This is a genomic window from Streptomyces sp. NPDC058650 (assembly GCF_042717315.1).
In the GTDB taxonomy this organism is placed as follows: domain Bacteria; phylum Actinomycetota; class Actinomycetes; order Streptomycetales; family Streptomycetaceae; genus Streptomyces.
This window is the reverse complement of sequence record NZ_JBHXRL010000006.1, coordinates 249,834-263,340: the sequence shown is the minus strand read 5'-3', so window position 1 is coordinate 263,340 and position 13,507 is coordinate 249,834. Positions and strand designations below refer to the sequence as shown.

11 protein-coding genes are annotated in these 13,507 nt (G+C 70.7%); 9 read left to right on the top strand and 2 right to left on the bottom strand.

All coding sequences use genetic code 11. From position 1 onward, the window contains the following. Positions 1 to 190 precede the first annotated feature (190 nt). From ACFWWU_RS13410 to ACFWWU_RS13400, 3 genes are all read left to right on the top strand, one after another. Positions 191 to 919 carry a VIT1/CCC1 transporter family protein gene (locus tag ACFWWU_RS13410; protein ID WP_384143537.1) on the top strand — a complete coding sequence of 243 codons (729 nt, stop codon included), beginning with the start codon at positions 191 to 193 and terminating at the stop codon, positions 917 to 919. Positions 920 to 1,418: 499 nt separating this feature from the next. Continuing rightward, entirely contained in the window at positions 1,419 to 5,978 is a 4,560-nt protein-coding gene (gene gltB / locus ACFWWU_RS13405; protein ID WP_384143534.1) for a glutamate synthase large subunit, read from the top strand. Next, positions 5,971 to 7,431, top strand: coding sequence for a glutamate synthase subunit beta (locus ACFWWU_RS13400; protein ID WP_384143531.1), 1,461 nt, complete (start codon positions 5,971 to 5,973; stop codon positions 7,429 to 7,431). Before gltB ends, ACFWWU_RS13400 begins: the two co-directional genes overlap by 8 nt. Positions 7,432 to 7,672: 241 nt before the next feature. On the opposite strand, the gene ACFWWU_RS13395 is transcribed toward ACFWWU_RS13400, so the two are convergent. Next, complete coding sequence (locus ACFWWU_RS13395; RefSeq protein WP_384143528.1) at positions 7,673 to 8,800, bottom strand: LLM class flavin-dependent oxidoreductase; 1,128 nt, start codon at positions 8,798 to 8,800, stop codon at positions 7,673 to 7,675. Positions 8,801 to 8,898: 98 nt separating this feature from the next. Between ACFWWU_RS13395 and ACFWWU_RS13390 the strand changes: the two genes are divergently transcribed. After that, positions 8,899 to 9,513, top strand: a complete 615-nt coding sequence (locus tag ACFWWU_RS13390; RefSeq protein WP_384143526.1) for a PadR family transcriptional regulator — start codon at positions 8,899 to 8,901, stop codon at positions 9,511 to 9,513. After that, positions 9,504 to 10,223 carry a VWA domain-containing protein gene (locus ACFWWU_RS13385; RefSeq protein ID WP_384143523.1) on the top strand — a complete coding sequence of 240 codons (720 nt, stop codon included), beginning with the start codon at positions 9,504 to 9,506 and terminating at the stop codon, positions 10,221 to 10,223. The genes ACFWWU_RS13390 and ACFWWU_RS13385 overlap by 10 nt, the downstream gene beginning before the upstream one ends. Positions 10,224 to 10,301: 78 nt before the next feature. On the opposite strand, the gene ACFWWU_RS13380 is transcribed toward ACFWWU_RS13385, so the two are convergent. Further along, a complete protein-coding gene (locus ACFWWU_RS13380) occupies positions 10,302 to 11,237 on the bottom strand; it encodes an aldo/keto reductase (protein ID WP_384143521.1) in 936 nt (311 codons plus the stop codon). A 70-nt stretch (positions 11,238 to 11,307) separates the two neighbouring features. Between ACFWWU_RS13380 and ACFWWU_RS13375 the strand changes: the two genes are divergently transcribed. From ACFWWU_RS13375 to ACFWWU_RS13360, 4 genes are all read left to right on the top strand, one after another. Further along, positions 11,308 to 11,721: a MerR family transcriptional regulator gene (locus ACFWWU_RS13375; RefSeq protein WP_384143518.1), complete on the top strand. Its 414-nt coding sequence runs from the start codon at positions 11,308 to 11,310 to the stop codon at positions 11,719 to 11,721. 4 nt (positions 11,722 to 11,725) lie between these two features. Then, entirely contained in the window at positions 11,726 to 12,106 is a 381-nt protein-coding gene (locus tag ACFWWU_RS13370) for a VOC family protein (RefSeq protein ID WP_384143515.1), read from the top strand. A gap of 76 nt (positions 12,107 to 12,182) precedes the next feature. After that, the gene (locus ACFWWU_RS13365) at positions 12,183 to 12,728 is read left to right on the top strand and encodes a pyridoxamine 5'-phosphate oxidase family protein (protein ID WP_384143512.1); all 546 of its coding nucleotides are present in this window, start codon (positions 12,183 to 12,185) and stop codon (positions 12,726 to 12,728) included. Between the two features lie 27 nt (positions 12,729 to 12,755). Further along, complete coding sequence (locus tag ACFWWU_RS13360) at positions 12,756 to 13,376, top strand: TetR/AcrR family transcriptional regulator (protein WP_384143509.1); 621 nt, start codon at positions 12,756 to 12,758, stop codon at positions 13,374 to 13,376. The last annotated feature ends 131 nt before the right edge of the window (positions 13,377 to 13,507 follow it).

Sequence of the window (13,507 nt, the reverse complement as noted above, 5' to 3'; positions counted from 1 at the left end):
AACTCGCCGAAGAAACGTCTCTGTCACCCGGCTGACACCTCGCCAGAACCAGGTTCACCCGGCACGCAACTTCTCAGGTGAGCCTTAGTAAGTACGGCCTGCCTTGCTAGCGGACCCCTTACATCGCGCGTATTTTCGAGGTGTTGGGGGCGGCGGGTGCAACCCGGCCCGCCGGAACGAGGGGAGAGCCATGTCCATCATCGAAGCTCAGGCGCCACTGCACGAGGCCCACCGCGACAACCACACGCACCGTGACGTGAACGGCGGTTGGCTGCGGCCCGCGGTGTTCGGTGCGATGGACGGCCTGGTCTCCAACCTCGCCCTGATGACCGGAGTCGCCGGCGGCGCGGTGTCCACGCAGACCGTCGTCATCACCGGTGTCGCGGGACTCGCCGCCGGCGCCTTCTCCATGGCGGCCGGCGAGTACACCTCCGTGGCCTCGCAGCGCGAGCTCGTCCAGGCGGAACTGGATGTCGAGCGCCGCCAGTTGCGCAAGCACCCCGTCGACGAGATGGAGGAGCTCGCCGCGCTGTACGTGTCCCGGGGTGTCGAGCCCGCGCTCGCCCGCGAGGTCGCCATGCAGCTCTCCCGGGATCCCGAGCAGGCCCTGGAGATCCACGCCCGCGAGGAGCTCGGCATCGACCCGGACGACCTGCCGTCGCCGATGGTCGCCGCCGTGTCGTCCTTCGGCTCCTTCGCGCTCGGCGCCCTGCTGCCCGTCCTGCCGTTCCTGCTCGGGGCGACCGCGCTCTGGCCCGCCGTGCTGCTCGCGCTCCTCGGGCTCTTCGCCTGCGGCGCGCTGGTGGCCCGGGTGACCGCCCGCGGCTGGCTCTTCAGCGGGATGCGCCAGCTCGTCCTGGGCGGGGCCGCGGCCGCCGTCACGTACGGGCTCGGGATGCTCTTCGGAGCGGCGTTGTAGCTCCGGATATCGGAACGGATTCCGTAGCCGTAGAGAAGACCCGGAGGGCCCCGCAAGGGGCCTTTCCGGCATATCGGGGCACCTTTTCGGGGCGTACGGCCCGTATCGGCTGTGACGTATATCCCTGGCTCGATCCGCCGTCGCGATGAGACACTATGCACGACGCCACATAAGTAGCCGGTTACTCGGCGGTTTCGAACCTGTGACCAACGGGAATGAGGCATGAGCGTCGTTGGGCAATGAGGCCCACTCAGTGACGGACCGCCGGAAGCCCGGAGATCCTCCGGCTCCCCCCGGTCCGTCCCCTGCGGGAACGCCCCCTGTTTCCGCATCCCATAGGTGAGAACGCACCATCACCGCGTGTCGGTGGTGTCCGCATGCTGGAATGAGCTATCCACTTCGCGAGAAGCCAGCCATCATGTAACCTGCACGAAATTTCGCGGAGGGCCAACGTCGTCCCTCGGCATCTGCATATGCCAATACGACGACGGGAGAGCCGATGCGTTCCGACGCCTGGTCGCCCATGGACGGTCGCCCCGCTCCGCAGGGGATGTACGACCCCCGTAACGAACACGACGCCTGTGGTGTCGGGTTCGTGGCCACCCTCACCGGTGTAGCCAGCCACGCGCTGGTCGAGCAGGCGCTGACCGTACTGCGCAACCTCGAGCACCGCGGCGCCACCGGCTCCGAGCCCGACTCCGGCGACGGTGCCGGCATCCTTTTCCAGGTCCCGGACGCCTTCCTCCGTGAGGTCACCGGATTCGAGCTCCCCGAGGCCGGCGCGTACGCCGTCGGCATCGCCTTCCTCCCCGAGGACGGCACGGACGAGATCGTCTCGAAGATCGAGACGATCGCCGCCGAAGAGGGCCTCACCGTCCTCGGCTGGCGCGAGGTCCCCGTCGCCCCCGAGCTGCTCGGCGCCTCCGCCCGCTCCACCATGCCGGTCTTCCGCCAGGTCTTCGTGGCCGACGGGGAGAGCACGGGCATCGCGCTGGACCGCAAGGCGTTCGTGCTGCGCAAGCGCGCCGAGCGTGAGGCCGGGACCTACTTCCCGTCGCTCTCCGCCCGCACGATCGTCTACAAGGGCATGCTGACCACCGGCCAGCTGGAGCCCTTCTTCCCGGACCTGTCGGACCGCCGCTGCGCCTCCGCCGTGGCCCTGGTCCACTCCCGGTTCTCCACCAACACCTTCCCGAGCTGGCCGCTGGCCCACCCGTACCGCTTCGTCGCCCACAACGGTGAGATCAACACCGTCAAGGGCAACCGGAACTGGATGACCGCCCGCGAGGCGCAGCTCGACTCCGACATCCTCGGAGAGGGCTCGCTGGACCGGATCTTCCCGATCTGCACCCCGGACGCCTCCGACTCGGCCTCCTTCGACGAGGTCCTGGAGCTGCTCCACCTCGGCGGCCGTTCCCTGCCGCACGCGGTCCTGATGATGGTCCCCGAGGCGTGGGAGAACCACGACTCCATGGACCCGGCCCGCCGCGCCTTCTACCAGTACCACTCCACGATGATGGAGCCCTGGGACGGACCGGCCTGCGTCACCTTCACCGACGGCGTCCAGGTCGGCGCGGTCCTCGACCGCAACGGTCTGCGCCCCGGCCGCTACTGGGTCACCGACGAGGGCCTCGTCGTCCTCTCCTCCGAGGTCGGCGTCCTCGACATCGACCCCGCCAAGGTCGTCCGCAAGGGCCGCCTCCAGCCCGGCAAGATGTTCCTCGTCGACACCGCCGAGCACCGGATCATCGAGGACGACGAGATCAAGGCCGGTCTCGCCGCCGAGCACCCGTACGCGGAGTGGCTGGAGACCGGCGAGATCGAGCTCTCCGACCTCCCCGAGCGCGAGCACATCGTGCACACCCACGCCTCGGTCACCCGCCGCCAGCAGACCTTCGGTTACACCGAGGAAGAGCTCCGCGTCATCCTCGCCCCGATGGCCCGCACCGCCGGCGAGCCCCTCGGCTCCATGGGCACGGACTCGCCGATCGCGGCCCTGTCCGCCCGCCCGCGGCTGCTCTTCGACTACTTCACCCAGCTCTTCGCGCAGGTCACCAACCCTCCCCTCGACGCCATCCGCGAGGAGCTCGTGACGAGCCTCCGCTCCTCGCTCGGCCCCCAGGGCAACCTGCTCGACCCGACCCCCGTGGCGTGTCGCAGCGTCACCCTGCCCTTCCCGGTGATCGACAACGACGAGCTGGCCAAGCTCATCCACATCAACGCCGACGGCGACATGCCCGGCATGAAGGCCGTGACCCTCTCCGGTCTCTACCGGGTCTCCGGCGGCGGCGAGGCCCTCGCGGCCCGCATCGAGGCGATCTGCGCCGAGGCCGACACCGCGATCGAGGGCGGCGCCCGCCTGATCGTGCTCTCCGACCGGCACTCCGACGCCGAGCACGCGCCGATCCCGTCGCTGCTGCTCACCTCGGCCGTCCACCACCACCTCATCCGCACCAAGCAGCGCACCAAGGTGGGCCTGCTCGTCGAGGCCGGTGACGTCCGCGAGGTCCACCACGTCGCCCTGCTCATCGGCTACGGCGCCGCGGCGGTCAACCCGTACCTCGCCATGGAGTCCGTCGAGGACCTGGTCCGCGCCGGCACCTTCATCGAGGACATGGAGCCCGAGCAGGCCATCCGGAACCTGATCTACGCCCTCGGCAAGGGCGTCCTCAAGGTCATGTCGAAGATGGGCATCTCGACCGTCGCCTCCTACCGCGGCGCCCAGGTCTTCGAGGCCGTCGGCCTCGACGCCGGCTTCGTCGCCACGTACTTCAACGGCACGGCCACCAAGATCGGCGGCGCCGGCCTCGACGTCGTCGCCAAGGAGGTCGCCGCCCGCCACGTCAAGGCGTACCCCGTCTCCGGCGTCCCCTCGGCGCACCGCGCCCTGGAGATCGGCGGCGAGTACCAGTGGCGCCGTGAGGGCGAGCCGCACCTGTTCGACCCGGAGACCGTCTTCCGCCTCCAGCACGCCACGCGCAACAAGCGGTACGACATCTTCAAGCAGTACACGGAGCGGGTGAACGAGCAGTCCGAGCGCCTCATGACGCTCCGCGGCCTCTTCGGCATCACCGCCGACCGCCCGTCGATCTCCGTCGACGAGGTCGAGCCGGTCAGCGAGATCGTCAAGCGGTTCTCGACGGGTGCCATGTCGTACGGCTCCATCTCCCGCGAGGCGCACGAGACCCTCGCCATCGCCATGAACCAGCTGGGCGCCAAGTCCAACACCGGTGAGGGCGGCGAGGACCCGGACCGCCTGTACGACCCGGAGCGTCGCTCCTCCATCAAGCAGGTCGCCTCCGGCCGCTTCGGCGTCACCAGCGAGTACCTGGTCAACGCCGACGACATCCAGATCAAGATGGCCCAGGGCGCCAAGCCCGGCGAGGGCGGCCAGCTGCCCGGCCACAAGGTCTACCCGTGGGTCGCCAAGACGCGTCACTCGACGCCCGGCGTCGGCCTGATCTCGCCGCCGCCGCACCACGACATCTACTCCATCGAGGACCTGGCCCAGCTGATCCACGACCTCAAGAACGCCAACCCGGTCGCCCGCATCCACGTGAAGCTGGTCTCCGAGGTCGGCGTCGGCACGGTCGCCGCCGGTGTCTCCAAGGCCCACGCGGACGTCGTCCTCATCTCCGGCCACGACGGCGGAACGGGCGCCTCCCCGCTGACCTCCCTGAAGCACGCGGGCGGCCCCTGGGAGCTCGGCCTCGCCGAGACCCAGCAGACCCTGCTGCTCAACGGCCTGCGCGACCGCATCGTCGTCCAGACCGACGGTCAGCTCAAGACCGGCCGTGACGTCGTCATCGCCGCGCTGCTCGGCGCCGAGGAGTTCGGTTTCGCGACCGCGCCGCTCGTCGTCTCCGGCTGCGTCATGATGCGCGTCTGCCACCTCGACACCTGCCCGGTGGGCATCGCCACCCAGAACCCGGCGCTGCGCGACCGGTTCTCCGGCAAGGCCGAGTACGTCGTGAACTTCTTCGAGTTCATCGCCGAGGAGGTCCGCGAGATCCTCGCCGAGCTGGGCTTCCGCACCATCGAAGAGGCCGTCGGCCACGCCGAGCTGCTCGACACCAGCCGTGCCGTCACGCACTGGAAGGCGCAGGGTCTCGACCTGGAGCCGCTCTTCTACGTGCCCGAGCTGCCCGAGGGCGCGGTCCGCCACGCCCTGATCGAGCAGGACCACGGTCTGGAGAAGGCCCTCGACAACGAGCTGATCCAGCTCGCCGCCGAGGCCCTCAACGCCGCCTCCGCCGAGGAGGCGCAGCCGGTCCGCGCCCAGGTCGCGATCCGCAACATCAACCGGACCGTGGGCACGATGCTGGGCCACCAGGTGACGAAGAAGTTCGGTGGCGCCGGCCTCCCGGCCGACACCATCGACATCACCTTCACCGGCTCCGCCGGCCAGTCCTTCGGCGCCTTCCTGCCGAGCGGTGTCACCCTCCGCCTGGAGGGCGACGCGAACGACTACGTCGGCAAGGGCCTCTCCGGCGGCCGCGTCGTCGTCCGCCCGGACCGGGGCGCCGACCACCTGGCCGAGTACTCGACCATCGCGGGCAACACCATCGGCTACGGCGCGACCGGCGGCGAGCTGTTCCTGCGCGGCCGCACCGGCGAGCGCTTCTGCGTCCGCAACTCCGGCGCGCTGGTCGTCTCGGAGGGCGTGGGCGACCACGGCTGCGAGTACATGACCGGCGGTACGGCGGTCGTCCTCGGCGAGACCGGCCGCAACTTCGCGGCGGGCATGTCGGGCGGTGTCGCCTACGTCATCGACCTCGACCCGGACAACGTCAACTCCGGCAACCTGGGAGCGGTCGAGACCCCGTCGGACTCCGACAAGGCGTGGCTGCACGACGTCGTGCGCCGCCACCAGGAGGAGACCGGCTCGACGGTCGCGGAGAAGCTCCTCGCCGACTGGGACGCCGCGGCGGCCCGGTTCAGCAAGATCATCCCCACCACGTACAAGGCAGTGCTCGCCGCCAAGGACGCCGCTGAGCTCGCCGGTCTCTCCGAGACCGAGACCACCGAGAAGATGATGGAGGCGGCGACCAATGGCTGACCCCAAGGGCTTCCTGACCACCGGGCGCGAGGTCGCCAAGACCCGGCCGGTGGGCGAGCGAGTCAGAGACTGGAACGAGGTCTACGTTCCCGGCTCCCTGCTGCCGATCATCAGCAAGCAGGCCGGCCGCTGCATGGACTGCGGCATCCCGTTCTGCCACAACGGCTGCCCCCTCGGGAACCTGATCCCCGAGTGGAACGACTTCGCCTACCGCGAGGACTGGTCGGCGGCGCAGGAGCGTCTGCACGCCACCAACAACTTCCCGGAGTTCACCGGCCGCCTGTGCCCGGCTCCGTGCGAGTCGGCGTGCGTGCTCGGCATCAACCAGCCGGCCGTCACCATCAAGAACGTCGAAGTCTCCATCATCGACAACGCCTGGGACGCCAACGACGTCAAGCCGCAGGTGCCCGAGCGCCTGTCCGGCAAGACGGCCGCCGTCATCGGCTCGGGCCCGGCGGGTCTCGCCGCCGCCCAGCAACTGACCCGGGCCGGCCACACCGTGGTCGTGTACGAGCGCGCCGACCGCATCGGCGGCCTGCTGCGCTACGGCATCCCCGAGTTCAAGATGGAGAAGCGGCACATCAACCGCCGCATCGAACAGATGCGCGCGGAGGGCACCAAGTTCCGCACCGGCATCGAGATCGGCCGCGACCTGACGTCGACGGACCTGCGCAAGCGGTTCGACGCGGTCGTCATCGCCGCGGGTGCCACCACCGCGCGTGACCTGCCCGTCCCGGGCCGCGAGCTCAACGGCATCCACCAGGCCATGGAGTACCTGCCGCTGGCCAACAAGGTCGTCGAGGGCGACTTCGTGGCCCCGCCGATCACCGCCGAGGGCAAGCACGTCGTCGTCATCGGCGGCGGCGACACCGGCGCGGACTGCGTCGGTACGGCGCACCGCCAGGGCGCGGCCTCGGTCACGCAGCTGGAGATCATGCCCAGGCCGGGCGAGGACCGGAACGCCGGCCAGCCCTGGCCGACCTTCCCCATGCTGTACAAGGTCACCTCGGCGCACGAGGAGGGCGGCGAGCGGGTCTACTCCGTTTCCACCACCCACTTCGAGGGCGACGAGGACGGCAACGTCCAGTTCCTCCACCTCGTCGAGGTCGAGTTCGTCGCGGGCAAGCTGACCCAGAAGCCGGGCACGGAGCGCAAGATCCCCGCCCAGCTGGTCACGCTCGCGATGGGCTTCACCGGCACGGACGTGGAGAACGGTCTGGTCGCGCAGTTTGGTCTGGACCTGGATGAGCGGGGTAACATCGCCCGTGACGCGGACTTCGCCACCAACGTCGATGGCGTGTACGTCGCCGGTGACGCGGGTCGCGGCCAGTCCCTCATCGTGTGGGCCATCGCCGAGGGCCGCTCCGCCGCCCGTGGCGTGGACCGCTACCTGACCGGAGCCAGCTCGCTGCCGGCCCCGATCCGCCCGACGGACCGTTCGCTGACGGTCTGATCCCGCCGGATCACCCCCTGAACGTCCCGTACAACGACGTACGGAACTGAGCGCGGCGCCCCCCGAATGTCCCCGACCGGACGACTGGGTGGGCGCCGCGGTGCTCCCGTTACACGTCCTCGGCTGTCCGTCGTGGGCGAGGTCGTGGGCTCGGCGGCGCGTCCGGCTGCTCGTCGTGGTTCTGTGCCCGCCGGTGGGCGCTACCCCGTGTTCGTGGTCCGGGGTGGCTCCGGTGAATCCGTCAGCCGGGCGTCGTCGGCGCGCGGAAGTGCGGGATGACCTTCGTGCCCCACTGGCGGATCGTCTCCAGGCAGACCTCCTGCGGCACCGTGCCCATCTGGATCAGGCACATCACCTCGTCCACGCCGATCTCCCGCAGCCGCTCCACGTAGGCGATCGCGGTCGCGGAGTCCCCGTACGCGTGGTCGGTGTTGTACGTGCCGGTGTCGACCGGCCGGGCCGGGATGCTCGCCTCGTGCAGCCGGGCCACCAGCTTCCGCCGCTCCTCTTCGAGGGCGCCCGCGTGGTCCTCGTCCTCCGCGTAGCCGGTGGGCGCCGGGGCGCCGCCGTACCAGTGGGCGATCGACTCGGCGAAGAATCGCTGACCGCGCGTGCCGAGCCGCAGGGCGCGGTCGGCGTCGTCCAGGACGATCGTCGGGCAGAGGGCGGAGAAGTGGTCGTTGACCTCGGTGGAGACGAACCGAGACCCGTCCCGTACGGCGATGGCCTCGTCGTACACCGTGCGCATCGCGCGGACGTCGTCGGCGCCCGCGAACCCCATCACCAGGGCGCCGATGCCGAGTTCGGCCGCCTGCCGGAGCGAGTCGTGCTGCGAGCAGGCCATGAAGAGGGGCGGGTGCGGGTGCTGCACGGGGCGCGGCAGGACCGCGCCGGGGCCGATGTCGAGGGAGCCGTGCCACTCGAACTCCGGCTCGCGCCACGCCGCGGCGAAGATCCGCAGGGCCTCCTCCGTCTGCGGCCGGGTGTCCTCGGGGTCGACCCCGAACATCCGCATCTCCTGGCGGGTCGCGCCCCGGCCGGCGCCGACGTCGAGTCGGCCGCCGGAGAGCACGTCGAGCATGGCGGCGCGTTCGGCGACCCGGACGGGGTGCTGGTACCCGAAGGGCATGGTGACCACCCCGTGCCCGACGCGGATGGTCCGCGTGCGGGCGGCGACCCAGGTCAGGAAGATCTCGGACGCGCTCATGTGGGCGTACTGGGTGAGGGAGTGGTGCTCGACCGCCCAGACGCGGTCGAATCCCATCTCCTCGGCGAGGACGGCCTGTTCGACGCAGTCGTGGATGACCGCGCGCTCGCGTGCGGGGGTGGGGTCGACGAGCTGTGCTTCGAAGATCATGGAGAACTTCACGGTGAGCTCCTCCCGAACCTGTGCTGCGGCGCCTATGCCTAATCGAAATACTTCTAGCAGGCATAGGTGGAGGAGGGAAGCGCCGTACACTTCCGTCCGTGGACGAGACGACGGAGGGGGCCCCGGAGGCACTGCCCGGGCTTCCGGCGACCGGCTGGGCCGTGCTCGGACTGCTCTCCTTCGGGCGGGAGTTGTCCGGCTACGACCTCAAGAAGTGGTCCGACCGGTCCCTGCGCCTCTTCTACTGGAGCCCGTCGTTCAGTCAGATCTACAGCGAGCTCAAACGGCTGGAGAAGACCGGCTACGCCACCTCGCGCCTGGTCGCACCGGAGACCGGTACGCGTGACAAGCGCGTCTACCGGATCACCGACGAAGGCCTCGCCGCCGTCCGCACCTGGGCCCGCACGGCCCCCCTCGACCCGCCCGTCCTCAAGCACGGGCCGATGCTGCGGCTCTGGCTGGGCCATCTCCTCGAACCCGACCGGACGCGCGAGATCCTGGCCGGACACCGGGAGTACGCCGAGGGCATGCGGCTGCGCGCCGAGGCCGACGTCGCGGACGCGGGGGCCGACGAGGCGTGGGCGTACCCCCGGCTCACCCTCACCTGGGCCGAGCGGTACTACGCGGCCGAGCGCGACCTGGCCGACGCCATGCTCGCGGACATCGAGCGGCTGGAGAAGGCGAACGAGGAGGAGGAGAGCCCATGGCCATGAGCCTGCGGAAGGTCGAGGAGACGGCGCCCGCGCTGGCCGGCCTCTACACGTCGGCGGGGGAGTCGCTCCGGCGGCACGGCATGGGCGGGCAGCGGGTCGCCGTCTACCTGGTCGTCGACTACTCGGGGTCGATGAAGCCGTACTACGCCGACGGCAGCGTCCAGGCGCTCGCCGACCGGGTGTTGGGGCTCTCCGCGCACTTCGACGACGACGGCCGCGTACCGGTCGTCTTCTTCTCCACCGACATCGACGCCGAGACCGAGATCCGGCTCGACGACCACGCCGGCAGCATCGAACGGATCGTCGCCGGACTCGGCCACATGGGCAAGACCAGCTACCACCTGGCCATGGACGCCGTCATCGACCACTACCTGGACAGCGGCTCCACCGCCCCCGCGCTGGTCGTCTTCCAGACCGACGGAGGGCCGATCAACAAGCCGGCCGCCGAGCGGTACGTGTGCAAGGCGGCCCGGCTGCCGATCTTCTGGCAGTTCATCGGCTTCGGCGACCCCGGCAGCCGGCAGTTCGAGTTCCTGCGCAAGCTGGACGAGCTGGACGTACCGGCCAAGCGGCCGATCGACAACGCCGGCTTCTTCCACGCGGGCCAGGATCCGAACCGGGTCCCCGACGCGGAGCTGTACGACCGGCTCGTCGCCGACTTCCCCGCCTGGCTCGCCGCGGCCCGCGCTCAGGGCATCGTCCGCTCCTGAACCGCCCCCGCCCCCGCCCCCGCCCTCGCCCTCGCCCCTGCCCCCGCCCCTGCCTTCGCCCGGCCGGGTCCGTCGGCCTCAGCCTTCCTCCTCCAGCCGCGCGAACTGCTCCTCGGTGAGCGCGAGGTCGAGTGCGCCCAGGTTCTCCAGGAGGTGCGCCGCCGAGGACGTACCGGGGATGGGGACGATGTGCGGGGCCCGGTGCAGGAGCCAGGCCAGGGCCGTCTGGGACGGGGTGGCGCCGACCTCGCGGGCGACGCGGGCCACCGGCCCGTCCGGCCCCGCGTGCCCGCCCATGGCGATCGGGAAGAAGGGGACGAAGGCGATGCCGCGCCCCGCCGTGTGCTCGACCACGGCCTCGTGGTCGCGGGCCGCCAGGTTGTAGAGGTTCTGCACCGCCGCGATCGGGGTGACCGACTCGGCCTCCTCCAGCTGGGCGACCGTGACCTCCGACAGTCCGACGTGCCGGACCTTGCCCTCCTCCTGGAGCCGGCGCAACGCCCCCACCTGCTCGGCGACCGGGTAGTTCTCGTCGAGACGGTGCAGGTACAGCAGGTCGATCCGCTCCGTACGCAGCCGACGCAGGCTCAGTTCGGCCTGCTGGCGCAGATAGGCGGGGTGGCCGAGCGGTACCCACTCGGTGGCGGAGGGCCTGACCACACCGACCTTGGTGGCCACCGCGACGGTGTCGCCGTAGGGGCGGAGCGCCTCGGCGAGGAGCTCCTCGCCCGCTCCCAGCGCGTACGCGTCGGCCGTGTCGAAGAGGGTGACCCCCGCATCGGCGGCCGTCCGCAGCAGGGCCAGCGCGGCCGCCCGGTCGGCAGGGGCCGACCAGATGCGGGCCTCGGGGCCCGTCGGGTCGCCGGGGCCGTCGGCGAGGCGCATCGTGCCGTATCCGATGCGCCGGACCGGGAGGTCGCCCCCGAGCTGGAATATCGTCGGGTCGACGCCGGACGCCTCGCCGGTACGGGCGTGGGTGTTCGTGGTGTTCGTGTCGATCGTGTTGTTCGTCATGTCCGGAACCGTAGGAGCTCACACCGGTGTGAGGTTCAAGCGGGAACGGGCCGATGTGAGGGGGGTCACAGTGAAGATCGGTGAGCTGTCGCGCGAGACCGGCGTCGGCGTCCGGCTGCTCCGCTACTACGAGGAGCAGGGTCTCCTCGCCTCGGAGCGGACCCCGGGCGGGCAGCGGGTGTACGGCTCCGACGCCCCCGCCGTCGTCCGCCGCATCCGGGCCCTCCTCGGCGCCGGGCTGCCGACGAGGGTCATCGCCGAGGTCCTGGACTGCGTGTGCGGCAGCGAGACGGAGATCGAGCCCTGCCTCAGCCCGATGCTCGTCGCCCGGCTCGACGCCATCGACGAGGAGATCCACGGCCTCCAGGACACCCGTTCCTCCCTCGCGGCGCTTGTCGCGGTCACCGAGAACAGGCAACTCGCCGCCGCCGAACGGGCGATGGGTATTCCGGTGGCCGACTCCGCGACGTCCGGGGGATCATGACGCCATGACCTCTCTCGTACGACACGTGACCATCGACTGCGTCGACGCCTACGCCCTGGCAGGTTTCTGGGCGGCGGCGCTGGACGCGAAGCTCGCCGTCGACGACTTTCCCGGCGACCCCGAGGCCACCGTCGAGTCGCCCGGCGTGAGCCTCCTCTTCATCCAGGTCCCCGAGGCGAAGTCGGTGAAGAACCGCGTCCACCTCGACCTCCAGCCGCAGGACCGCACCCGCGACGAGGAGATCGAGCGGCTGCTCGCCCTCGGCGCCACCCTGCTCGACGACCGGCGGAACGCCGACGGCACCGGCTGGGCGACCCTCGGCGACCCGGAGGGCAACGAGTTCTGCGTCGAGCGCAGCGCACAGGAGCGCGCCGCGACCTCATGAGGCACGCCGAGCCTCCTCGGAAACGTTCGGAGTAATCCGGACAGAGGATGTCGGGTATCCGGTGTTTGCTGGAGCCATGGGAGACAAGGGACCCACCGCAGACACCGCAGACACCGCAGACACCGCAGACACCTGGTCGGCCTTCGCGGCCGCCGAACCCGAGCTCGCCGCGGCCGTGCGCGAGCGCTTCGGGCAGTACACGCACCACGCGCTCGCCACCGTGCGGAAGGACGGCTCGCCCCGGCTCAGCGGCATCGAGGCGGACTTCCGCTTCGGCGAGCTCTGGCTCGGCATGATGCCGCACTCCCGCAAGGCGCTCGACCTGCGCCGCGACCCGCGCTTCGCGCTGCTCGCCAACCCCGGCTCCGGCACCGGCATGGGCGGCGGGGACGTCCGCGTCTCAGGCCGGGCGGTCGAGATCACCGACCCCGGGACCGTCGAGCGGTACGCGGCCGACGTGGGCGCGCCGCTGCCCTTCCACCTCTTCCGGGTGGAACCCACCGAGGTCGTACGGATCCGGGTGGAAGGCGACGAGATGGTCCTGCGGACCTGGGCCCCCGGGCGTCCCGTGCGGACGATCCGGCGCGGCAACGACGACAGCCCGCCGCGAGAGGAGTCCTGAGCCGCGGGCCGGGGCGAGAATGGGCGGGTGCCGAACACTGCCAGCAAGAAGAAGACCCAGGTGAGCGCCGGGCCCGAGCGGCGTCGTGAGCTCCTCGACACGGCGGCCGAGGTGTTCGCCGCCCAGGGGTACAACGCCACCACCGTCCGCAAGATCGCGGACGCCGCCGGCATGCTCGCCGGCAGCCTCTACTACCACTTCGACTCCAAGGAGTCGATGCTCGACGAGATCCTCTCCAGCTTCCTGAACGAGCTGTGGGAGGGGTACGACGCCGTCCTCGGCGCCGGACTCGGGCCCCGCGAGACCATCGAGGCGCTGGTCACCGAGTCCTTCCGGGAGATCGACCGGCATCGCGCGGCCGTCGCCATCTACCAGAAGGAGTCCCGGCACCTCACCGACCTGCCCCGCTTCCACTACCTCGTGGACTCGCAGGAGCGGTTCGAGAAGGCGTGGCTGGGCACGCTGGAGCGCGGCGTCGCGGCCGGGGTGTTCCGCGCCGACCTGGACGTCCGGCTGACCTACCGGTTCGTGCGCGACACCGTCTGGGTCGCCGCGTCCTGGTACCGGCCCGGTGGACAGCACAGCCCGGAGGAGATCGCCCGCCAGTACCTGTCGATGGTCCTGGACGGAGTCGCCGTACGCGGGTGACCGACAGGCCGGTCACCTCCGACGATCACGGAACGGCTGTGAAGTCGCCCACGTCGCGGCGCCCGGGCCTGGTCTGATCCGTCCGGGCATCGGTCGGGCGGGGCGGGAAGGTCCTGAGGCGCACTATTGTT